Origin of the sequence: Cobetia sp. 14N.309.X.WAT.E.A4 (assembly GCF_030397495.1) — a bacterium.
GTDB classification, from domain to species: domain Bacteria; phylum Pseudomonadota; class Gammaproteobacteria; order Pseudomonadales; family Halomonadaceae; genus Cobetia; species Cobetia marina.
Genome location: NZ_JAPNXT010000001.1, coordinates 543,179 through 564,592, shown reverse-complemented (window position 1 = coordinate 564,592; position 21,414 = coordinate 543,179). Strand labels below are relative to the sequence as shown.

Sequence of the window (21,414 nt, the reverse complement as noted above, 5' to 3'; positions counted from 1 at the left end):
CATGACGGGAGACGCACCTGAATGCAGACCCACTTCAGTGACGCCGCACTTGCCAGGCCGCACATCCAGCGAGCCGACAAGGTTCTGCGCAGCTGTGTGCATTGCGGCTTCTGCAATGCCACCTGCCCGACCTATCAGCTGCTGGGCGATGAGCGCGATGGACCGCGTGGACGCATCTATCTGATCAAGCAGCTGCTGGAAAGCGACCCCGAAAGTCCCGACGAGGCAGTTCGCGAGCAGGCAACGCAGATCACCCGCGAGACCCAGCAGCATCTGGATCGCTGCCTGAGCTGTCGCAGCTGCGAGACCACCTGCCCGTCAGGCGTGCAATATCACACCCTGCTGGATATCGGCCGTCAGGAACTGGAACAGCGCGTCGGACGCCCCTGGCGTGAGCGCCTGCTGCGCACCGGGCTGCGCCATGCGCTGGTCGAACCTGCTCGCTTCAAGGCCTTGCTGGCACTCGGGGTGCGCTTCCGCCCGCTCGCGCCGGGCGCGCTGGCCGACAAGATCCCGCTGGCCCGCGAGCACGACCGTCACGCTGAGCACCCGGCCGTCCCCGTCACCGCGACGCCTTCTGATCAGGCGCTTTCGCGCCAGGTGCTGATGCTGGAGGGCTGCGTGCAACCGGGCCTGGCTCCCAACATCAACGCCGCCACCGCCCGCGTGTTGGCGCGCTTCGGCATCGGCGTCACGCCGATCCGCGAGGCCGGCTGCTGCGGCGCCATCGACTATCATCTCAACGCCCAGCAGGCCGGTCGCGCGCGCATGCGTGCCAACATCGAAGCCTGGTGGCCGGCCATCGAGGCGGGAGCGGAAGCGATCGTGCAGACCGCCAGTGGCTGCGGCGCCTTCGTCAAGGAATATGGCGAGATGCTGGCCGATGACCCGGACTATGCTGAGCGCGCCGCGCGCGTCAGTGCCCTGGCGCGTGATATCGTCGAGGTGCTCGGTGAGGAGATCGCCCGCGATGACCGACCGACGCTTTCCGCCGCCACCCCCGACCCGCAGCCGCTGGCCTTCCACTGCCCGTGCACCCTGCAACATGCCCAGGGTCTGGGCGGTGAAGTGGAGAAGATATTGCGCGCGCTGGGCTTCACCCTGACCCCGGTCGCCGAGGGGCATCTGTGCTGCGGTTCCGCCGGCACCTACTCGATCACGCAACCGGAGTTGTCACGCCAGCTGCGAGACCGCAAGCTTGAGGCGCTGGAGGCCAACGGGCCTGCGCGCATCGCCACTGCCAACATCGGCTGTCAGACGCATCTCTCGAGCGCCGGACGCACGCCGGTAAGTCACTGGATCGAACTGGTGGATGACGCCCTGCCCGAGACGCTGCCGCAGGCATGACGATTCACCGTTACTGTTACTGGTACTCTCACTCACTCGCACCACTTGCCAAGGAAGCCCGATGATCACTCGCCACGTACTGACCCTCGCTGACGTCAATCAGATGCTGGACGCCGCCCAGAAGGAAGCCGAGACCAACGGCTGGGCCGTTTCCATCGCCGTTGCCGACGATGGCGGCCACCCGCTGGGCCTGCGTCGCCTGGACGACACGCCGGCGATGACCGGCTACTTCGCCCAGCAAAAGGCCAAGAGCGCTGCCCTGGGGCGCCGCGAGACCCAGCTGTTCGAGGACTCCATCAACGGCGGACGCACCGCCTTCCTGTCAGCGCCGGAGCTGGAAGGCATGCTGGGCGGCGGCGTGCCGGTGATGGTCGAGGGCCAGATCGCCGGCAGCATCGGCGTGTCCGGCGTCAAGCCGGAGCAGGATGCCCAGATCGCCAAGGCCGGGGTCGCCGCACTGGGTCTCTGAGACCCCGCCAGCCTGGTCAAGAGGCCTCACCGGTCTGAATAAAAGGCGATTAAAAAGACCGCCGCGCCCATCAGGGCACGGCGGTCTTTTTGCATACGCCACTCTTGCGTCTGTGCCTTTCGGTCACGCACTGCGAGGTGGCATAGCGGCTTCCACCGCCGCCATGAAGGCGCGCAGCTTGCCCGACTGTGGCAGGCGCTGGGGATAGAGCATGTAGATGCTGTTGGGCTCGCCCTCCTCGTGCGCCAGCAGACGCACCAAACGCCCCTCGGCCAGCTCACGATCCACCAGGTAATGAGCGACCCGGATGATGCCGGCGTGATCCAGCGCCTGCTGCTTGAGCAGACGATGATCATTGATCGCCAGTCCGCCAGCGGGGCTTACCTCACCACTGGCCAGCGGCCAGCCGGATTGCCCGGCCCAGCGGTGGCAACGGTGGTCGGCAAGTGCTGCGGCCGTGTGAGGGGTGCCCTGCGCCGCAAGGTACTCGGGCGAGGCACAGCAACAGTGGACGTAATCCAGCAGGCGCCGCGCGATCAGGTTGTCCGGTGGCGTGCGCGTGGCGCGAAACGCCACGTCAAACGGTTCGCGCGTCAGATCATGACTCTCGTAACTGACGTCCAGGCGCAGCTCGACCGCCGGGTGGCGGGCCTGGAAGGCATTGCAGACCCCGATCAGATAACGCTCGGCAAACAGCACCGGCGCCGTGATGCGCAATACGCCGCTGAACCCCTGTCGCGGGTGCTCCCTCCCATGCTCGAGGTCGTGCTCGAGGTCACGCTCCAGTGCCAGCAGCTCGCTGCGCACGCCTTGCATGCGCTGGCGGATACGCTCGCCCTCCTCGGTCAGGCGCACCGCCCGCGTGGTGCGAATCAGCAAGGGCGCCCCGATATCGTGCTCAAGCCGCCGCACCTGCTCGGAGAGATGGGCGCGCGATATGCCCAGCACCCTGGCCGCCTGCGTGAAGCTGAGCGATTCCGCCACCTGAGCGAACAACATCAGGCGCTCTACCTGCTTGTGATGCTGCATCCAGCCTGCTCCTCATGCCAGCTACCCGAGATTTCAGTGATCGAGCCTGCCACAGCATTGTACGTTCTGGCGAACAATCTATTCGTTCGCATGTGCTTATCAGACCGACAGACGCGACCTAGACTGAAGGTGTCATCCGAGGTCATTTCCTCCCTGAGACATCCCCGCCTTCACTCGCGAAAGGACTCCGCCATGCGCTATACCCCGGCTGAAGATCGCTACGAACGCATGCAATACCAGCGCTGCGGCAAGAGCGGCCTCAAACTGCCCCGCCTGTCACTGGGGCTTTGGCACAACTTCGGCAACAACGCCCATGAAGACAATGCGCGCGCCATCTGCCACACCGCCTTCGATCTGGGCATCACCCACTTTGATCTGGCCAACAACTACGGGCCGCCCCCGGGCAGCGCCGAGGAAATGTTCGGCCGCATGCTCAAGCGCGACTTCGCCGGCTATCGCGATGAGATGGTGATCTCCACCAAGGCGGGCTATCACATGTGGCCTGGCCCCTACGGCGAATGGGGCAGCCGCAAGTACCTGCTCTCGAGTCTGGATCAGAGCCTCAAGCGCATGGATCTCGATTACGTCGACATCTTCTACTCGCACCGCTTCGACCCCGACACGCCGCTGGAAGAGACGATGGGGGCGCTGGACAGCGCCGTGCGTTCCGGCAAGGCGCTCTATGCGGGCATCTCCTCCTACAATGCCCAGCGCACCCGTGAAGCGGCCGCCATCCTGCGCGAGCTGGGCACGCCCTGCATCATCCATCAGCCCAGCTACTCGATGATCAATCGCTGGATCGAGGAAGACGGCCTGCTCGACACCCTCGATGACGAGGGCATCGGCTCCATCGTGTTCTCGCCGCTGGCCCAGGGCGTGCTGACCGACAAGTATCTGGGCGGCGTGCCACAGGACAGCCGCCTGGCACGTGGCGGGGCGATCAAGGAAGACCACCTCACCGAGGACAACCTGGAGCGGGTGCGCGCCCTCAATGCCATCGCCGAGCGGCGTGGCCAGTCGCTGGCGCAGATGGCGCTCGCCTGGGCACTGCGCGGCAACCGCGTCACCACCGCACTGATCGGCGCCAGCCGTCCGCAGCAGGTCAGTGATTGCGTCAAGGCGCTGGATCACCTCGACTTCACCCAGGCGGAGCTTGATGAGATCGATCGCTACGCCGTCGATGGCGGCGTCAATCTATGGGCGCGCTCGTCCAATGCCTAAGCTCGTGCATAAGCTCGCGCCCAAGTTCGAGCCTGATAGCGTACGTATGAGCTGCGACTGATACAGTGAAGTGCCTGAAACACATCGCCCCCGCCGAGTGAGCCTCGACGGGGGCGATGTTGTCTGGCTTGAAGCGCTGATGGCAGGAATTCAGCCGCCGGTGGGGATGCCGTGCTCGCTGGCCAGCAGCGTGCGGTAGTCAGCGTAGCCCTTGCGGTAGGCGGCCACTCCCTCGGGCTGGGGCTGGGTGTGGGTCGTCAGGTCCAGCGCCACCAGCCGATCACACAGCGCCTTCAGCGTCTCGCTGCGTGGCCCCTCTCCCTGCGCGTCCCGCTGGCGCAGACACCAGCCGGCCTGAATGGCGGCGCCCAATGCGGCGGCCTCGGTCACCTGCGGGCAGACCACCTCGAGGTCGAGAATGTCCGCCAGCATCTGACGCCAAAGCGGGCTCTTGGCACCTCCCCCCACCAGCCGAATCTGGCGCGCCGCACTGCCCAGCGGCCCCATGCACTCAAGCGCGTAGCGCAGGCCGTAGCTTGCGCCTTCCATGGTCGCGCGGCACAGGTTGGCCGGGGTGGTGTTGCGGCTGTCCAGCCCATGGAAACTGGCCTGGGCACGCGGCAGCATCGGCACGCGCTCGCCATTGAAGAACGGCAGGATCTGCACGCCCTCGGCCCCGGGAGGCGCACTTGCCACCTGCGCGGAGAAGGTGTCGATGTCGAAGCCGAACATCTCGCGCACCCGCGTGGTGGCAGAGGTGACATTCATGGTGCACACCAGCGGCAACCAGCCGCCATCGCTGGCGCTGAAGGCAGCCACCTGAGGGTCACAGCTCTCGGGATACTGAGCTGACCACGCGCATACCGTGCCGGAGGTGCCCATGCTCAGCGTGACGCGCCCCGGCGCGATGTTGCCGGTACCGATAGCACTCATCATGTTGTCCCCACCACCACTGGAGACGACGACATCCGGGCGCAGCCCGAAGCGCGCGGCGATCTCGGGCCGGATATGCCCGGCGGGCTCATGGGATTCGATGAGTCTGGGCAACACGCGCTGCGCGTCCAGTTCCGGGGCGATCTGCGCGAAGACATCGTGATGCCAGCAGCGGTGCCGGGTATCGAAATAGCCGGTGCCCGAGGCGTCGCCGTATTCGGCGACATGCTCCCCGGTCAGCCAGAAATTGAGATAGTCATGCGGCAGCAGGATGCTGGCGATGCGCTGATAGCGCTCGGGATGCTGCTCACGCAGCCAGGCGAGCTTGGAGGCGGTGTAACCGGTCTGCAGCACCAGTCCCAATGCCTCCAGACAGCCCGCCTCTCCTCCCAGCGCCTCGACCAACGCGGCGTTATGCTCGCGGGTCTCGGTATCACACCACAGCTTGGCCGGATAAAGGGGCACGCCCGCCTCATCCAGCACCACCATGCCATGCTGCTGACCGGACACCCCGATCGCCTCGATGCGCAGCGGGTCCAGCCGCGAGGTGGTCAGTGCCTCATCGAAGGCACCTTCCAGCGCGGCGACCCAGTCGAGCGGGTCCTGCTCACGGCGCCCGTTGGCCCCTTCCTGCAGCGCATGACTGCGCTGGCCCTGGGCCACGATCCGCCCGGAGTCCGGGTCGAGAATCACCACCTTGGTGCTCTGGGTTCCACAGTCAACGCCAACCCACATGCGGCTCTCCTTGCCATCCATCATTCAGCTGTCATCCGCGTCGGGGCCGATGGGGTCGTTCGCCAGACGCCAGCGCCAGTCGGCGTTGAGCGAGTCCTGCTTGATCAGATGCGCATTGAGCATGTCCTTGTGATGGGTACGCTCATGGGCACCCCGCGCATCCTGGCCCATCTCGCGCCAGCGATGCAGCAGGCGCGGCACCAGGACCTCATCCTCGATGTCTAGGAAGATGCGGATATCGAACAATTCCAGCAATGCATCCCAGGGCGCGTGGCGCAGCAGCAGATAGTTGCCCTCGACCAGCACGATGCGATGACGGGGCTCGACCACGCGGCCTCCGGCACGCGCCAGATCCAGCGGGCGGTCGAACACCGGCACGGCCACCGGGCCATCATCGGCGCGCACCCTGACGAGGTCGTGATAGAGCCCGCGCGCATCGAAGGTCTCCGGAGCGCCCTTGACGTAGAGCAGCCCCAGAGGGGCCAGCACGGCGTTGTCGTAGTGATAGCCATCCATCGGCACCACCACGGCGATGCCGGGTTCCAGCGCGTTGAGGGTCTCGCACAGGGATTCCGACAGCGTCGACTTGCCCGCCGCCGGCGGGCCGGCGAGGGCCACGATGGTACGTGTGCGCTGACTGGAGGCATGTTCCGCCAGCACACGGCTGGCCATGTCGTCCAGTGAGGGCGACATGTGGGCCAGGCGAGAATCGGGTAAAGATGTCACGTGACTACCTCATTCATGGATGCACACCGCTTGCAGCAGGACGGAAGGTGTCTTTCATCCTTAGCTCATCCAGTTGCCACCGTCGACATTGAGTGTCTGGGCGACGACGAAATCGCTGTCTTCACAGGCCAGGAATACCGCGGCGCCGGCGTGGTCATCCGGCAGCCCCATGCGCCCATAGGGCACGGCCTCCCCGACCAGCCGCTTCTTCTCTCCCAGCGGGCGCTGTTCGTGATGGGCAAACAGCGCATCGACCTGATCCCACATCGGCGTATCCACCACGCCCGGCGCGATGCCATTGACATTGATGCCATGGCGGATGAGATCAAGCCCGCAGGACTGGGTGAGACTGATCACGGCCGCCTTGGAGGCGCAATAGGCGCTGACCAGCGCCTCACCCCGCCGCCCTGCCTGCGAGGCCATGTTGATGATCTTGCCGCCCTGCCCGCGCTCGACCATCGTCCTGGCCACCGCCTGCAGGGTGAAGAACAGCCCTTCGACATTGACCGCCAGCTGGTGGCGCAACATGCCTTCGCTGACCTCAAGCACCGGCGCCATGGCGAAGACGGCCGCATTGTTGACCAGAATGTCGATCGGGCCCAGCTGGGCCTGCACGCACTCCAGCATGCTCTGACGCGAGACGCTGGAGGTCACGTCCAGCGTCACCGCCAGCACCCGCGCCTGCGGCCCGGCCTGTGCACGCAGTCGCTTCGCGGCACGCTCGGCCGCCTCGCCATTGATGTCCGCCAATGCCACATAGGCACCTTCCGCGACATACCGGGTGGCGATGGCCAGACCGATGCCTCCCGCACCGCCGGTGACCACCGCCACCTTGCCCTTGAGCCTTGCACTGCGGGACACCGGCGACGTCACGGAGTCACTGTCAGTGCGTCCAGAAGCCATGTGTATGTGTCACCCCCTGACGGTGCTCATGTGGCGCTCAGGTCGCTGGCCTGGCCAGCATGCAGCTGGCGAATCAGACCGTTGACCTCCTCCATGGTCGCACAGCTCTGCCAGGCACCCGCCTCCTGCTGACGCTGCGCATGCCCCGGCGGAATATGTCCGGCACCGGTAAAGCCGATCACGCGCAGACCGGCCGCGACCGCCGCGCTGACACCGGCCAGGCTGTCCTCGACCACCACACATTCCTCGACATCACGCCCCAGCTGACGCAGTGCCAACTGATAGACATCCGGCGCAGGTTTTGGCCGTGCGACCTGCTCGGCCGTGAACAGCGGCACCTTTCCCAACCAGCGATCCAGACCCGTGGCGGCCAGCGAGGCACGCACTCGTCGCTCGGCGCTGTTGGAGACGATCGCCACCGCCAGACCCCGGGTCATCAGCTCGCCCAGCAGTTCCGCCATGCCCTGGATGGGCGCAAGCTCACTGGCCAGACGCGACTCGATGGCGTGATCGATGCGCTCCATCGCCTGCGGCGGCAGCGTGTGTGCGCTCATGGCCTCCAGATGCCCCAGAATGGCATCAGTGGTCATGCCCAGCGCCGCACGCAGCTCCGCCTCGGTATCCAGGTCCGGCAGCCATTCCCCCAACTGACGTGACAGCACCTCCTCCGCCAGTATCTCGCTGTCCACCAGCACGCCATCACAATCGAAGATCACCTGCTGCAAGGGTGTACTCATGTCGGCCTCCTCCTCGGGCTTCCCGTTCATGCGCGGGCTGCCTGTGCGGCACCGGCACTGGACAGTGAATTGTCCTGGCGCGTCAGGCTGGTCAGCGGGTGACGGTTGAGATTCTGCAATGCCAGGCCCGCGGCGGTGAACAGGTGCGCACGCTCGGTCTCGAAGCCGTAGCGGATGCGGTCTCCCACACGGCTGTCGACGTCGCCATCCGCCATCAGAATCCAGCCGCTGTCGGACTGCTCGTCAGACTTGAGGCCGCCGATCGGCGCATCGCCGGAGCCGTCCGGGGTCGCCAGATAGAGCGACGTCACCCCGCCCAGACGCTCGATGACCTGAATCTGACCCGTGAACGGGCCATTCTCGTCGAGCACCAGATGCTCCGGCCGCACGCCCAGCGTCAGGGTATCGCCGACACACACCGAGGCACCGTCTTCCGTCTGACTCACGACCGGAATCAGGTGCTCACTGCCATCCGGCAGACGCACCGTGACCCCTTCGACCGCCACGGAGGTAACGGTGAGGTCGAGGAAGTTCATCTTCGGTGAGCCGATGAAACCGGCCACGAAGCGATTGCGCGGGTGATGGTAGAGCTCCATCGGCGAGCCGACCTGCTCGACCACACCGCCCTGCAGCACGACGATCTTGTCAGCCATGGTCATGGCCTCGACCTGGTCGTGGGTCACGTAGATCATGGTCGCCTTGAGCTCGGCATGCAGGCGCGCCAGTTCGATGCGCATCTGCACGCGCAGCGCGGCGTCCAGGTTGGAGAGCGGCTCATCGAACAGGAAGATGCTCGGGTTGCGCACGATGGCACGCCCGATGGCGACACGCTGACGCTGACCACCGGACAGTGCCTTGGGCTTGCGATCCAGCAGCGGACCCAGTTGCAGCACCTCGGCGGCCGCATTGACCTTCTCGGCACGCTCTTCCTTGGAGACGCCGGCGAGCTTGAGGCTGAAGCCCATGTTCTCGCCCACCGTCATGTGCGGGTAGAGCGCATAGCTCTGGAAGACCATCGCCAGGCCGCGCTCGGCCGGGCCGACATCGTTCATGCGATTGCCGTCGATCAGGATGTCACCGGACGTCGCGTTCTCGAGACCGGCGATCATGCGCATCAGCGTGGACTTGCCGCAGCCGGACGGGCCGACGAAGACCACGAATTCCTGGTCCTTCACTTCCAGATCGACCCCCTTGATGACCTGGGTCGTCGTGGCGCTGGCGCCACTGCCGGAGGTGAATTCCTTGACGATGTTCTTGAGCGTGAGTGTGGACATGGGAGGTTTCCTTATCCGCACCTGCCCTCGGGCAGGTGATGGCAATTTTGGGTGGCATGGCATCAAGGCGACATGCGTATGGCGCGCCGTTACTTGACGGCACCGAAGGTCAGGCCGCGAACCATCTGCTTCTGGGTCATCCAGCCGAAGATCAGGATCGGCGCGATGGCGAGCGTGGAAGCCGCGGAGAGCTTGGCCCAGAACAACCCTTCAGGACTGGAGAAGGAGGCGATGTAGGCGGTCAGCGGTGCGGCGTTGGAGGTGGTCAGGTTCAGGCTCCAGAACGCCTCGTTCCAGCTCAGGATCACGCACAGCAGGCCGGTGGAGGCGATGCCCGGCAGGGTCAGCGGCAGCAGCAGATGGAAGATCTCCTGCAGCGTGCTGGCGCCGTCCATGCGTCCAGCCTCCAGGATGTCCTTGGGAATGTCCTTGAAGAAGGTGTAGAGCATCCAGACCACGATCGGCAGGTTCATCAGCATGTAGATGATGATCAGGCCGGTACGGCTATCCAGCAGTCCCAGATCGCGGAAGATCAGGTAGACCGGCAGCAGCACGCCCACGGACGGCAGCATCTTGGTCGACAGCATCCACAGCAGTGTCCCCTGGGTGCGCTTGGTGGGCAGGAAGGCCATCGAGTAGGCGGATGGAATCGCGATCAGCAGCGCCAGCAGCGTGGCACCCAGCGAGATCACCACGCTGTTGAGGGCATACTTGAAGTAGTCCGCACGCGCCTGGATCTCGATATAGCCCTCGATGCTGGGCGTGAAGAACAGGCTCGGCGGCGTGGCGATCGCCTCGGCCTCGGTCTTGAAGCTGGTGAGGATCATCCAGAAGATCGGGAAGAACATCACCAGCGCGATGGTCCAGGCCACCAGGGTCAGGACAAGCTTCTTGTTGATCACGCTGCGGCGCGCACGACTGGCGCTCACTGCTGCGCTGGCGGCGGCCACGGAATTGGAAGTTGAAGTCGACATCATTGAGTCTCCCTGTGCTGAGCGCTTGTCATCAGTTCTCGAGATTCTTGGCGACGGTACGCACCAGGAAGAAGGCCACGATATTGGCCAGGATGATGGCGATCACGCCACCGGCGGAGGCACCCCCTACATCGAAGTCCAGCAGGGCGCGGATGTAGATCAGGTACGCCAGGTTGGTCGAGGCCAGCCCCGGACCACCGGAGGTGGTGACGAAGATCTCGGCGAAGATGGTCAGCAGGAAGATCATCTCGATCATCACCACCACGCTGATGGCACGCTTCAAGTGCGGCAAGGTGATGTAGAAGAAGATCGCTACCGGCCCTGCCCCGTCCATGCGTGCCGCCTCGACCTGGTCGTCATCCAGTGACTGGATGGCGGTCAGCAGGATCAACACCGCGAACGGCAGCCACTGCCAGGTGACGATGATCACGATGGAGGTCAGCGGCAGGCTGGCGAACCAGTCGATGGCCGGCAGACCGAACAGCCCGGCGACCCAGGCCAGAATGCCGTTGACCGGGTGCATCATCATGTTCTTCCACACCAGCGCACTCACGGTGGGCATGATGAAGAACGGCGCGATCACGAACAGACGCGCGACGCCACGCCCGAAGAATTCCTGCTGCAGCAATACCGCCAGCAGCGTGCCGCCGACCACGGTGGCCACCAGCACCCAGCCCACCAGCAGCAGGGTATTGCCCATGGCCGTCCACAGGGACGGGTCGGTCAGCAGATAGTAATAGTTGTCGACGCCGGCAAAACCGGACACCGACGGCATCATCAGGTTGTAACGCTGGAAGGAGAACCACAGGGTCATGACCAGTGGTACCAGCATCCACATCAACAACAGGCTTACGGCTGGGGCTTGCAGCGACAGGGTTCGCAATCCCCCGACGGTGCGTCCGGATGCTCTCGTGCGCATGGTGAGTCCTTCGATACGGTGAGGAAGTCCGGCAATGCGGTGGGCTTCAGGCCGAGGCTCCCCGTGCCACGCCGCGAGGGCGTTGCAGAAGTCTCGAGAGGAAGAGGTTGCCGCGGGTGCCGGACGGGCTCCCGCCGTGCTTCGAGTCAATTCGTGTCGAGGCTCAAGGCAAGGCGGGAGGCCGTTGGAACATTCAGGTCAGATCAGACCAGATCCTTTGAGATCACAGCTGTTGAGATCACAGCCGTTGAGATCAGATCAATAGCCCGACTGGCGCATGGTGCGCTCGGTGGAACGCTGGGCGGAGGACAGCGCCTGCTCGACCGACATCTGGCCCGCCAGCGCCGCGGCGATCATCTGACCCACCTGGGTACCGATGGACTGGAATTCCGGGATGGTCACCATCTGCACGCCGACATAGGGCACCGGTTCCAGGGTCGGATCGGTCGGGTCGGCACTGGTGATGGCGTCCATCACGAAGCCGGCGAAGGGTGCGGCGTCCTTGTAGGACTGGTTCTCGTAGGTGGAGACACGGGTGCCCGGCGGGATGCTGGCCCAGCCTTCACGCTCGCCGACCAGATTCACGTATTCCTGGGATGTGGCCCAGGTGATGAAGGTCTGGGCGGCATCCTTGGACTTGGAAGACTCAGGAATGGCCAGTGCCCAGGACCACAGCCAATGCGAGCCCTTCTCCGTCTTGGCGATCGGCGCCGGCGCGAAGCCCAGCTTGTCAGCCACGGAAGATTCCTTCGGGTTGTAGAGCTTGCCGGCTGCGGACGTGGCATCGACCCACATGCCGCACTTGCCGCTGGAGAACAGCGCCAGGTTCTCGTTGAAGCCGTTGGAGGTCGCCCCCGGCGGGCCGTACTTGCCCATCATGTCGACGTAGAAGTTGATGGCCTCGCTCCAGGCCGGCGAGTCCAGCTGCGGCTCCCACTCCTCATTGAACCAGCGGCCACCGAAGCTGTTGACCATCGTGCCCAGCACCGCCATGTTCTCGCCCCAGCCCGGCTTGCCACGCAGGCAGATCCCGTAGACACCTTCATCCGCGGAGTTGAGCTTGGCGGCCCAGTCGTTGACCTGTGTCCAGGTCGGCTGCTCCGGCATCTCGATACCGGCCTTCTCGAAGAGGTCCTTGCGGTAGTAGAGCATGGAGCTCTCGCCATAGAACGGCAGCGCGTAGAGGCCCTGGTTCTCGCCTTCGGTCAGGCTCAGACCATCACGCACCGGCTTGATCAGGTCATCGACCTGATAGTCGTCCGGCAGATTGTCGAGCTTGGTCAGCCAGCCGTGCTTGGCCCAGATAGGCACTTCATAGGTACCGATGGTCATGACATCGAACTGGCCACCCTGGGTCGCGACATCGGTGGTCAGGCGCTGACGCAGCACGTTCTCTTCCAGCACCACCCAGTCGAGAGTGATATCCGGATGCGCCTTCTCGAATTCGCTGGTCAGGCTCTGCATGACCACCATGTCGGCGTTGTTGACGGTCGCCACGGTGATGGTCTCGGCACTCACCTGTGCGCTGAGCGGCGCAATGGCGGCGACGCTGGCGAGCGTGAGCAGATGACGGCGGGGCTTGGTGATGTGAGGTAGGCGCATGAGGGCACTCCATCGGGCGTTATTGGCATTGTTCTTTTCGAGGGTAGCGGCACCTGAGGCACCGATACCTTCCCATCTACCGGTCTGGTGCTCGAATGTCCTGGCGAGACATCTCGGCACAAATACGTTCGATCAAAACGTCATTCAGTGAACAAATGATCGGATCAGACCTTTGAAAAAGCAAACTCTGAAGCGCTATACCTTGGGCTATACCACCTTGGGATCTGATCCTTTGGGTGTAGACCGATAGCCGGCATGACCTCTGAGCTTGCGACCCGATCAGCCTATACAGATATTAGCGTTAAACGAAACAACGCAGTTCTTGATCGAGGCGGAAATCCGCCGTCATTGAGTCGAACAATCCTGCCGGAATGTCTGACAAGAGATGGCAGGTTTCGCAGCAAAAGCCGTGGGCCAGACGAAGGAAGGAGAGAAAGAAAGAGAAAGAGAAAGAGAAAAGAAGGTGAGAAATAAGAGGGAGAAAAAGAACAGAAATGGCGGCGTGAGGGTTGTGTGCATCCCCCAGGCATCGCGCCAGCAAGACAACGCCAGACACTGCCCCCGCCCTGCTCCCGATAACTCGCTCGGCGCCTTGTACGGCGTCTATTCACGAGAGCCTGTCATCGGGAGCCTGTCGTCGAGCGCAAGCCGTCAGCAGAACGCCATCAGAATGCCCCCATCACTCTGAAGCCATTCGAAGGCAGCCGTCTCCTGCTCAGTCCTTGAGTGCCGCGCAGACCCGCTGGGCGGCCACCTCATCGATGATCAGCCCCTGCAGCCAGCCACCGCGCAATGCACTCAGAATGGCCGGCACCTTGTCGTGCCCGCCCGCCAGCCCGATCAGCGGCTGTGCCTTGAGCGAGGTCAGCGGCACGCTGGTGATTCGCTGCGCCAGCGGGCAATCGATCAGCTGCCCATTCATGTCCAGAGGCCAGCCCATCAATTCGCCCACGGCACCGACTTCCATCAACTCATCGCGCTCGGCGGCGCTGATGAACTGATCCTGGAACAAGGTCGCCTGGGCATCGAGTCGCCCGATGCCGATCATGCCCACATCGGCCTCGCAGGCGACGCTGAACACCGCCTTGACCAGACTCTGACTGAGCAGTGACTCCTTCTCCTCGACACTGGCCGCCACCACCGGCGCGGGCAGCAGAAAGCGGTCCGCGCCGATCTTGTCCGCCAGCAGCATCACGCCGTCATAGCGGTTCGAGGAGCCATTCAGTGCGACATTGCCGACCAGCGACACGATACGGTGCTGGGGCCGCTCACTGCGGCTCAGGGCTTCCACCGCCGCACGCACCGCGCGTCCGGTACTCAACGAGATGGTCTGTGGCTGCTGTCGACCGAGATAGAACGACAGGCGCTCGGCACCGGCCACCGCGAGATATTCCGCAATGCTTTCCGGCGACTGGGTGTCCGAGGGCACCACATCGCAGAAGCTCAGACCGAATCGCTCCACCAGCGCATCCGACAGCGCCATGCTGCTGGCCACGGGGTGATCGATGGAGATCTTGACCAGGCGTTCCTGACGCGCCAGCGACAGCAGGCGCTGTATTCCCGGGCGAGAGACCCCAAGCTGGGTGGCAATCTCATCTTGGGTTCGCCCTCCCACATAGGACAACCATGCGGCACGCGCAGCCTGCTCCAGTCTCAGCTCAAACTTGTCCATGCGCTTTCTTCCACACTGTCTATTGAGTCCAACACTTTCCACGCCGCTGCCGCCGAGCACAAGAGTCACGGACCAACACGGTCACGAAACGGCGACGCCCCGCCGGTGAAGGCGAGGCGTCGAAGGTGTGTTTTCTCAAGCAGTTGGCATCACGTCACTGACATCGGGGTCGTTGCCTCACGGGCTACATGAACCAGCGTGCGCCGTACCCCCACAGCAGCACGGTCACCGCCAGCAGTCCTTCCAGCACCAGCACCCCGATCCCGAGCGTGGAGCCGGTGACCAGAAAGCCTTCCTTGTTGGAGATGTCCAGCAGTGGCGGGATGCCCAGATACAGCAGATAGGCGCTGTAACACAGGCCGATGGTACCGGCGAGAATGCACAGCCAGATGATGGGATACAACGCCACCAGGCCTGCCAGGAACATCGGCGTGGCCACATAGCCTGCGAAGATGATGCAGCGACGACGACTGGGATGACCCGAGAAGCGCTGCGACAGCAGGTGTATGACGGTGCCCATGAAGGCGATCGCCGTCAGGATGGCGATGTAGAAGGCGATACCGGCATAGAAGGCATCGAGGGGTTCCAGCAGGATGGCGTGGCCTTCCGTCAGGCTCCAGCCGACCTGGGTGGTACCGATGTAAGCGCAGATGACAGGCACCAGCGCCATGAGCAGCACATGATGTGCGTAGAGGTGGGTGATGGATTCGTGTTCCTTGCGGATGGTCTGCCATTCCCGTTGCGGATGTGCCATCAAGCCCCATACGTGGGTCAGCATGTGGTCTACCTCCCGTTGACAGTCGTCGACAATCCGGTCATGCGGTCCCGGCGCGGAATTCGTGTCAGGGCAGTTGCACGGCCTTGTTCTGAGCGTAGACCACATTGCGTCAACTGGCAGTTCAACGCCCGTTGCGCCGCCCTGAACCCTGCGTTGGTGCAGGGGAAAGGAGAGCGGCGGCTTGCGTTGACCGAAACACCAACGGCAAGGGAGGCGCGAATGAGAGATACTGGATGTATCAGACACAACGGATGGATGACGACACATGCCAACTGGACAGCGCTCAAGCATGAAGAGAGTGCTCGGAGTGATCCTTGCCCTGGGTCTGGCGCCAATGGGCGCGGACGCCCGGGCTGACTCGGTCGAGCTGACCATGAGCCGGGAGTATGGCCCCCAGACCATGATGGGGCAGCGTGCCCAGGCATTCGTCGAGAAGGTGGCCTCGCTCAGCGAGGGAGAACTGGTGATCCATTTCGGTGAAGGCCCGCTGACTCGCCTGCGGTCAGTGAATCATCTTGAAGCCATCAACGCCGATATCATTCAACTGGCGGACTCCCACAGCGGCGCCCTCGCCACCAGCATGCCGCTGTTCAGTATCAGCTCACTGCCCACGCTGGTCGACAATCCGCGCCAGGCCCGAGAGCTCTATCGCCTGGCTCGCCCGAGTTACGAGGCACTGCTGGCGCGCCATAATCAGATTCTGCTCTACGCCCTGCCCTGGCCTCCCAGCGGACTCTGGTCGCGCAAGCCGATCGCCGAGCGCCAGGACCTCCAGGGGCTGACCGTGCGTGCCTATGACCGCAATACCCAGCGCGTGCTGCTGAACCTCGGCGCCATCGCCAGCGTGCTGGGCTGGGAGCCGATGCAACAGCAACTGGCCGAAGGCCGCATCGAGGCCGTGATGACCTCGGCACTGGGCGGTCTGACAGCCGAGCTCAACCGCACGCTGGATCACTACACCGCCCTGCAATACGCCATGCCGCTCAATATCGTGCACATGAGCCAGGCGAGATTCGAGGCCCTCGACGCCCCCCAGCGCGAGGCGCTGCTCACCGCCGCGGCAGAGATTGAAGATACCAGCTGGGACGCCATCGCCGGCATCCTGGAAGAGACGCACGCCCAGCTTGAACACGCGGGCGTGACTGTCCGCAATCCCCTCACGCCTGATCTCAAGCAGTCACTTTCCCGCGCCAGCATCAGCGTGATCGAAAGCTGGCGCAGCAAGGTAGGCCCGAAGGAAAACGAATTGCTGGATCACTATCTTGACGTGCGCTCCACGCTCTAGCGCCGCCACGCTCTCCAGTCCGCCCAGATGTCTCGCGACACCCGGGCATGAAGCGCGAGCCATTCGGTCTGGCGGATCAGCCCCGAGCCGAGGGCCGTGGGAGCGCCCTCGAGTGTCCCGATGCCGGACACCCGGAATGACAACAACGAGAAAGGCCCCCACCATGACGCCATCCTCTCCTCTACGCCGATTCCGCTCGCTCATGGCGCTCACCGCGCTGTTGACGATCCCCCTTGCCCAGGCCAAGACGACGCTCAGCATGAGCAGCGACTACGAGCCCGATACCCTGATGGGCCAACGCGCGGCAGAATTCAGCCAGGAAGTCACCAGGCAGTCCGATGGTGATCTGGCCCTGACGCTGCGCTCGGACATTCGCTCGGCCAGTCACCTGCAGGCCACTTCCGCCGGCGTCATCGACATTGCCGCGACGCTGAGTGGTGCCCTCGCCGAGGAGATTCCCTTCTTCGGCATCTCGTCGTTGCCGGCCATCGCCTACAACCTCAAGGAAGCGAACCGTCTCTATCAGCTCGCCAAGCCCCGCTATCGCGAGCTGCTCGAGGACCACCACCAGATACTGCTGTTCGCGCTGCCATGGCCCCCAAGCGGCCTGTGGAGCACTCGGCCCATCGCCGATGGTGATGACCTCAAGGACATGCCGATTCGCACCTATGACCGCAACACACAGCGCATCCTGCTCAATCTGGGAGCCGACCCGCGTGTCATGAGCTGGGGGGAACTCAAGCCCCTGCTCGAAGCCGGCAGCATCCACGGCGCCCTCACCTCCGCCATGGGGGGTGTCAGCGCCGAGCTCTACCGGTATATGCCCAATTTCACGACGCTCAACTACGCCATGCCGCTCAATATCGTTCACATGAATCGTGACAGCTTCGATCGTCTCGACAAGCGCCAGCAGACGGCACTGCTCGCTGCCGCGAAGGCAACAGAAGAAAACGCCTGGGCATCTGCTGAAGCCGTGCTCGCCGAGGCCTATACCACCTTGCAAGCCAATGGCGCACGCCTGATCACCCCTGCACCGCCGGCACTCCACCGTGACCTGGAAGCCGCCAGCCAGCATGTCTTCGATAGCTGGAAGCAGAAGGTGTCACGCCAGGACGGCAACCTGCTCGAAGAGTATCTGGAATCACGCCCTGAACGCTGAGCCTTAAAGCACTGATGATCGATAGGCTCCAGACACGACAACGGCACCCTAGGGTGCCGTTGTCGTCTTCGTGCGCTTCACGTCTTGTGCAATGGCAGCCAAGGCTCGGCTCACCGATGCGACGCCGCCAGTCCCGCGCCGGCCACGACGAACAGACTGCCCGTGGTGCGATTGAACAGCCGCACGCGCCGGTGGCTATCAAACCAGCGACTGATGCTGGAACCCGCATGGGCGTAGGTGCTCATCGTCAGCAGGTCCACCACCAGCCAGGTCAGCGCCAGCACCACGAACTGGGGCAGCTGCGGCTGGGCCATGTCGATGAAGTTGGGGAACAGCGCGCCGAAGAACAGCAGGTCCTTCGGGTTGCTGATCCCGATACCGAAGCCCTTGCGGCACAGTTGCCAACGCGTGGCTCTGGCGCGAGTCTGGCCCTCCTCCCCCACGGCATCGAACACCACCGGCTGGGATGGCGCCCGCCAGGCCTGAATGCCCAGATAGATGAGATAGAGCGCCCCGACGATCTTCAGCACCAGAAACCCCGTCTCCGACGCCGCCAAGGCCGCGCCGAGGCCCAGCGACGACAAGGCCATCAACACCAGTGACGCCGCCGCTCCGCCCGCCACCGTCGCGAACGAGCGGCGTCGGCCATGGCGCAGGCCATGATCCATGCACAGCAACGCAAACGGTCCGGGAAAGGTGATCAAGGCGGTGATGACGCTGACAAATGCCAACCAGACGGTGAGTTCCACTGGATTTCCTTGTCGTTCAACGAATGACGAACTGCTGAAAGGTGACCTGCCAATATCGCGGCTCTCCGCCACGTCAGCAACACATTTCGCTTCGATCGGCTCGGCAAGACAGTCACGCGGCACTTCATCGAGCAGGCTGCTGCCGTTACCCCTTCTGCGGGAACTGCCAAGCATTGACAACCAGACTCCATCAAACTTCACTCATACAAGGAGACTGACAAGTTCTCTTTACAAGGGCCCTGCTCACAAGAGCTCTGATCACAGGGCTCAGATCACTGTGACCCAGAATCAGGACGAATCTGGCGACACTTAACTACCAGGGAAGGATCATGAGTGACTGCGTATTTTGTCAGATCGTTACCGGCCAGAGTCAAAGCCATGTCGTGGCCGAAGATGAGCACTTCCTGGCCTTCCTCTCCATCTTCCCCTCTACCCCGGGCAACACGGTCGTCATCTCAAAACGCCATCTAGGCAGCTGCGTGTATGAACAGGACGATGAGGTGATTCTCGGCCTGATGCGTTTCACGCGTGGCGTGGCGCGAAAGCTCGACGCCTACTTCGGGACAGCACGCACCGCCATCATCTTCGAAGGTTATGGCGTCAACCACCTGCACGCCAAACTCATCCCGCTGCATGGCACCCAGCCAGGCGAATGGCAGGCCAGACACTCGAAGATGAAGTACTACATGACCGAATACGATGGCTACGTCGTCAGCGCTGATGGCCCGCGTGAGGATGATGCGCAACTAGCGGCACTGGCGGAAGAGATACGTTATAAGAGAAACTCATAAATATTTTTCCTAGGCATCGATATGACCAACATACACTAAAAAGAAGATTGCGTTAAAGTTAACTTCGACAACATTTTGACTAATCCAGATAGCGTAGAAACATTTAAGCCACTACTAGACATCAAACTATATGCAAAATGAAAAAACTGTGCTTAAACCATATATAAGGAAGACAATCTCATGGAACGATTTTTTCAGTCGATCGAAAGAGCTATAGTATGTCATGATTGGTATGGGGCTCTCTCGACTGCCTTAACTATTCCAGACATCGCAGGTAAATTTGAAAACCCTCAACTTAAAGTTGGTCAACGATATAAACAGTGGTACAGAGAGTGGCTCCAAGAAACCTATACTGGAAAGGGAGCTGCACTTGACGGCCACATATTCTTGAGTGATGAGGACTGCTATGGTTTAAGGTGCAGTTATTTACATGCAGGTGGTGCCGAGCTCGAGAAAAAAGCCAAACATACACTCGAAAAGTTTCATTTTATAGAACCGCCTAATTGGGGGTCAGCTCATAGAAATATGGTAAATGGAAATATTTTACAATTACAAGTAGATAAGTTCTGTGAAGATATAGTTCTGGCTGGTAGGGAATGGGTTACTTGGGCTAACTCAGAACGTCAGGATATTATTGAAAGAATGGATAGTTTGCTCTTTATCCATAATGCTAACAACGGGATACCAGGGCTGATAGAGATTCATAGAGATTAAAGGAGGGAATCGTAAAAAAGCCTCCCGAGTGGGAGGCTTTTTGAAGAATCTGGAGCGGGTGAAGGGAATCGAACCCTCGTCTTAAGCTTGGGAAGCTTCTGCTCTACCATTGAGCTACACCCGCAGGGCGGTGCATTGCGCACGCCAGAACTGCATTGTACTCAACGACTTAGCACGGTCAAGCAACATCTGATGGAGCGCTTGCCGCAGGCGGCGTCATGCTGGCGATGTTGGTGGCCAAGCCGTTGATTACATTCAGTATTCAAGCGTCAGTGTTAATTGCGTCACGCCACGCAGCTATCGAGTTGCGCCAGCAGCACATCACGGCGGGTGTCACTCATGCCGAGGCCTTCGGCGCGCTGCGGGAAGGCGGCATCGATGGCATTGCGACACAGGGTGAGCCACTGCGTCTCGCTGAGATCCAGCGCCTGCTGCACGGCGATGAAGTTGTCGAGCATGCCGCCACCGAAATAGGCCGGGTCATCCGAGTTGAGGGTGATATTGAGCCCGGCCTCGATCAGCTTGGGCAGCGGGTGGTCGTCCATGCGCTCCACCACCTTGAGCGCGACATTGGAGAGCGGACACACCGTCAGCGGGATACGCCGCTCGGCGAGTTCCGCGACCAGCGCCGGGTCTTCCAGGCAGCGCACGCCGTGGTCGATACGCTCCACCCCCAGCACCTCAAGCGCGGTGCGAATGTACGCAGCCGGCCCCTCTTCGCCGGCGTGAGCGACACGGTGCCAGCCGCGCTCCCCCGCCAGCTGGAAGACCTCGGTGAACTTTTCCGGCGGGTTGCCGATCTCGGCGCTGTCCAGCCCGACCCCCACGAAGCGTGACTCGAAGGGAATCAGCGCCTCGAACAGTTCGCGTGCAGATTCCGCGGAGTGGCAACGCAGGAAACTCGGCACCAGTGCCGAGGTGATATCGAATTCCTTCACTGCCTCACGACAGGCGCGCTCCAGCCCCGCGAACTGGGTGGCCAGGCTCACGCCACGTGACAGATGCGCCTGGGGGTCGAAGAACAGCTCCAGATGCTTGACGCCATCGGCACTCGCGCGGCGGAAATAGTCCTGCGCCAGTCGGTAGAAATGCGACTCGTCATTCAGCACGCCCATGCCCTGATAGTAGAGCGCGAGGAAGGCGGGAAGATCCGCGAAGTCATAGGCCGCCTCGACTTCCTCCAGAGTGGCATAGGGCAAGGCGATGCCCTGCTCCGCCGCCAGCTCGAACATCAGCGCAGGGGTCAGCGAGCCCTCGATATGCAGGTGCAGCTCCACCTTGGGCAGGCGGGCGAGAAAGTCATGCATGCGCGGGGTAAGGGTCATGGCCCGTCTCCTCAATGAAAGGCGGCGGCTGGGAGATCGCGAAACGTTCATCACAGCCTGATGGCGCAATTC

The 21,414-nt window shown here is 62.7% G+C and carries 20 protein-coding genes and 1 tRNA gene; 7 read left to right on the top strand and 14 right to left on the bottom strand.

Annotated features, from left to right (window positions below):
• Positions 1-21: 21 nt before the first annotated feature.
• Positions 22-1,347, top strand: a complete 1,326-nt coding sequence (gene glcF / locus OW493_RS02455) for a glycolate oxidase subunit GlcF (RefSeq protein ID WP_289863134.1) — start codon at positions 22-24, stop codon at positions 1,345-1,347.
• A gap of 61 nt (positions 1,348-1,408) precedes the next feature.
• On the top strand, positions 1,409-1,816 hold the full coding sequence (locus OW493_RS02450; protein ID WP_077372671.1) for a heme-binding protein: 408 nt from the start codon (positions 1,409-1,411) through the stop codon (positions 1,814-1,816).
• A 123-nt stretch (positions 1,817-1,939) separates the two neighbouring features.
• Here OW493_RS02450 and OW493_RS02445 read toward each other — a convergent pair whose 3' ends face one another.
• A complete protein-coding gene (locus OW493_RS02445) occupies positions 1,940-2,845 on the bottom strand; it encodes a LysR family transcriptional regulator (RefSeq protein WP_136938143.1) in 906 nt (301 codons plus the stop codon).
• Between the two features lie 192 nt (positions 2,846-3,037).
• On the opposite strand from OW493_RS02445, the gene mgrA reads away from it, so the two are divergent.
• Positions 3,038-4,066, top strand: a complete 1,029-nt coding sequence (gene mgrA / locus OW493_RS02440) for an L-glyceraldehyde 3-phosphate reductase (RefSeq protein WP_054556771.1) — start codon at positions 3,038-3,040, stop codon at positions 4,064-4,066.
• Between the two features lie 150 nt (positions 4,067-4,216).
• Here mgrA and xylB read toward each other — a convergent pair whose 3' ends face one another.
• From xylB to OW493_RS02390, 10 genes are all read right to left on the bottom strand, one after another.
• Positions 4,217-5,734, bottom strand: coding sequence for a xylulokinase (xylB, locus tag OW493_RS02435; RefSeq protein ID WP_289863133.1), 1,518 nt, complete (start codon positions 5,732-5,734; stop codon positions 4,217-4,219).
• Positions 5,735-5,758: 24 nt separating this feature from the next.
• On the bottom strand, positions 5,759-6,460 hold the full coding sequence (locus tag OW493_RS02430; protein ID WP_307722823.1) for a nucleoside/nucleotide kinase family protein: 702 nt from the start codon (positions 6,458-6,460) through the stop codon (positions 5,759-5,761).
• Between the two features lie 60 nt (positions 6,461-6,520).
• Positions 6,521-7,363, bottom strand: coding sequence for an L-iditol 2-dehydrogenase (locus OW493_RS02425; protein ID WP_176502882.1), 843 nt, complete (start codon positions 7,361-7,363; stop codon positions 6,521-6,523).
• A 26-nt stretch (positions 7,364-7,389) separates the two neighbouring features.
• Positions 7,390-8,100, bottom strand: coding sequence for an HAD family phosphatase (locus tag OW493_RS02420; RefSeq protein ID WP_240499560.1), 711 nt, complete (start codon positions 8,098-8,100; stop codon positions 7,390-7,392).
• A 26-nt stretch (positions 8,101-8,126) separates the two neighbouring features.
• Positions 8,127-9,374: a sn-glycerol-3-phosphate ABC transporter ATP-binding protein UgpC gene (gene ugpC, locus OW493_RS02415; RefSeq protein ID WP_077372662.1), complete on the bottom strand. Its 1,248-nt coding sequence runs from the start codon at positions 9,372-9,374 to the stop codon at positions 8,127-8,129.
• Positions 9,375-9,463: 89 nt separating this feature from the next.
• Complete coding sequence (locus OW493_RS02410; protein WP_205632704.1) at positions 9,464-10,351, bottom strand: carbohydrate ABC transporter permease; 888 nt, start codon at positions 10,349-10,351, stop codon at positions 9,464-9,466.
• 28 nt (positions 10,352-10,379) lie between these two features.
• Positions 10,380-11,267 carry a sugar ABC transporter permease gene (locus OW493_RS02405; protein WP_043334545.1) on the bottom strand — a complete coding sequence of 296 codons (888 nt, stop codon included), beginning with the start codon at positions 11,265-11,267 and terminating at the stop codon, positions 10,380-10,382.
• A gap of 258 nt (positions 11,268-11,525) precedes the next feature.
• Positions 11,526-12,869: a sugar ABC transporter substrate-binding protein gene (locus OW493_RS02400; RefSeq protein WP_077372660.1), complete on the bottom strand. Its 1,344-nt coding sequence runs from the start codon at positions 12,867-12,869 to the stop codon at positions 11,526-11,528.
• Positions 12,870-13,584: 715 nt separating this feature from the next.
• Positions 13,585-14,541, bottom strand: coding sequence for a sugar-binding transcriptional regulator (locus tag OW493_RS02395; RefSeq protein WP_077372656.1), 957 nt, complete (start codon positions 14,539-14,541; stop codon positions 13,585-13,587).
• 184 nt (positions 14,542-14,725) lie between these two features.
• On the bottom strand, positions 14,726-15,319 hold the full coding sequence (locus OW493_RS02390) for a Yip1 family protein (protein ID WP_077372653.1): 594 nt from the start codon (positions 15,317-15,319) through the stop codon (positions 14,726-14,728).
• A 289-nt stretch (positions 15,320-15,608) separates the two neighbouring features.
• Here OW493_RS02390 and dctP point away from each other — a divergent pair, with 289 nt between their 5' ends.
• On the top strand, positions 15,609-16,604 hold the full coding sequence (gene dctP, locus OW493_RS02385; RefSeq protein WP_289863128.1) for a TRAP transporter substrate-binding protein DctP: 996 nt from the start codon (positions 15,609-15,611) through the stop codon (positions 16,602-16,604).
• Between the two features lie 163 nt (positions 16,605-16,767).
• On the top strand, positions 16,768-17,763 hold the full coding sequence (locus OW493_RS02380) for a TRAP transporter substrate-binding protein (protein ID WP_289863127.1): 996 nt from the start codon (positions 16,768-16,770) through the stop codon (positions 17,761-17,763).
• Between the two features lie 110 nt (positions 17,764-17,873).
• On the opposite strand, the gene OW493_RS02375 is transcribed toward OW493_RS02380, so the two are convergent.
• Positions 17,874-18,512 carry a LysE family transporter gene (locus tag OW493_RS02375; protein WP_289863125.1) on the bottom strand — a complete coding sequence of 213 codons (639 nt, stop codon included), beginning with the start codon at positions 18,510-18,512 and terminating at the stop codon, positions 17,874-17,876.
• Positions 18,513-18,841: 329 nt separating this feature from the next.
• On the opposite strand from OW493_RS02375, the gene OW493_RS02370 reads away from it, so the two are divergent.
• Together OW493_RS02370 and OW493_RS02365 are read left to right on the top strand one after the other, a co-directional pair.
• Positions 18,842-19,303: an HIT family protein gene (locus tag OW493_RS02370; RefSeq protein ID WP_289863123.1), complete on the top strand. Its 462-nt coding sequence runs from the start codon at positions 18,842-18,844 to the stop codon at positions 19,301-19,303.
• 180 nt (positions 19,304-19,483) lie between these two features.
• Positions 19,484-20,017 carry a hypothetical protein gene (locus tag OW493_RS02365; RefSeq protein ID WP_289863121.1) on the top strand — a complete coding sequence of 178 codons (534 nt, stop codon included), beginning with the start codon at positions 19,484-19,486 and terminating at the stop codon, positions 20,015-20,017.
• Positions 20,018-20,067: 50 nt separating this feature from the next.
• Here the strand turns inward: OW493_RS02365 and OW493_RS02360 are convergent.
• Both OW493_RS02360 and OW493_RS02355 read right to left on the bottom strand, forming a co-directional pair.
• Positions 20,068-20,141, bottom strand: a tRNA-Gly gene (locus OW493_RS02360).
• 160 nt (positions 20,142-20,301) lie between these two features.
• Complete coding sequence (locus tag OW493_RS02355) at positions 20,302-21,342, bottom strand: adenosine deaminase (protein WP_354670117.1); 1,041 nt, start codon at positions 21,340-21,342, stop codon at positions 20,302-20,304.
• Positions 21,343-21,414 lie beyond the last annotated feature (72 nt).